Consider the following 1,051-nt stretch of genomic DNA (forward strand, 5'->3'; position numbering starts at 1 on the left):
CTAGAGCGTTTCATATTTTGACGGAAGCGTAGCCTGCGTTTTCGAAGTAGTTCTTGCATTCGGCTGCCTCGATGGTTTCGACGAGGTGGCCGATGTGGCGCCACGTGTCCTCGACGGTGCGTTTCTGAGCTTGTCGCATCCAGTGTTTGATCTTGGCGAAGGCCTGCTCGATCGGATTGAGGTCCGGCGAGTAGGGCGGCAGATACCAAAGCCTGGCGCCGGCAGCTTTGATCGTCTGCCTGATGGCCGCCGACTTATGGCTTCCCAGGTTATCCATGACCACGATGTCGCCGGGCTTCAGCACGGTGATGAGCTGCTGCTCGACATAAGCACGGAAGCATTGGCCGTTGATCGGTCCGTCGAAGACGCAAGGTGCTGCGAGCCGGTCCCAGCGTAGTGCACCGAGGAAGGTCAGCGTGCGCCAGTGGCCGTGTGGAGCCAAGCCGCGCAGCCGTTTGCCTTTCGGCCCCCAACCTCGCAGTGGAGCCATGTTGGTCTTGATCCAGGTCTCATCGATGAAGACCAGGCACTGTGGATCGAGACCGCTTTGCCAAGAGCGCCATCGCTGGCGCCTGCGGGCAATATCGGCACGCGCCTGCTCAAGGGCGAACAGAGTTTTTTTTGAAGCTCAGGCCTTCGCGGCGCAGGAACAGCCACACCGTATTGTGCGAGACCTTGACCCCGCGAGCATCCAGCTCGTCCTTCAGCCGACGCAGCGTCAGTTCAGAGGTCTGATTAAGCCGCTCCATAATGAAGGCCCGATGCGGCTCAAGGACGCGCTTGCGATGTCCGCCCATCTTGCCCGGCGCCACCGAGCCAGTGGCACGGTAACGCTGCGACCACTTCACTACAGAGGAAACCGCAACGCCAAAGCGCGAGGCAACCGCACGGCAGGTCTCCCCGTCGCCAACCGCCGCTACTGCACGCTCACGAAGATCATTTGAAAGCGCTCGCGTCATCAGATGCTGGCCTCCAATCCAGCCAGCATCTTGAATCACAAACATCCGGCTTTGGGAATCCTACGATTCTCTCAAAATAGGAATCGCTCTAG

General features: G+C 59.6%; 1 protein-coding gene. It reads right to left on the reverse strand.

Annotation, left to right across the window (positions count from 1 at the left end):
• Positions 1 to 10: 10 nt before the first annotated feature.
• Positions 11 to 959 (reverse strand): IS630 family transposase gene (locus NKI66_RS32605; protein ID WP_031249521.1). Its coding sequence is split into 2 segments (ribosomal slippage): positions 11 to 622 and positions 624 to 959, totalling 948 coding nucleotides; the frame shifts between segments, so codons are not numbered across the junction.
• Positions 960 to 1,051 lie beyond the last annotated feature (92 nt).

This window comes from Mesorhizobium sp. M0518 (genome assembly GCF_040321125.1).
Lineage (GTDB): Bacteria > Pseudomonadota > Alphaproteobacteria > Rhizobiales > Rhizobiaceae > Mesorhizobium.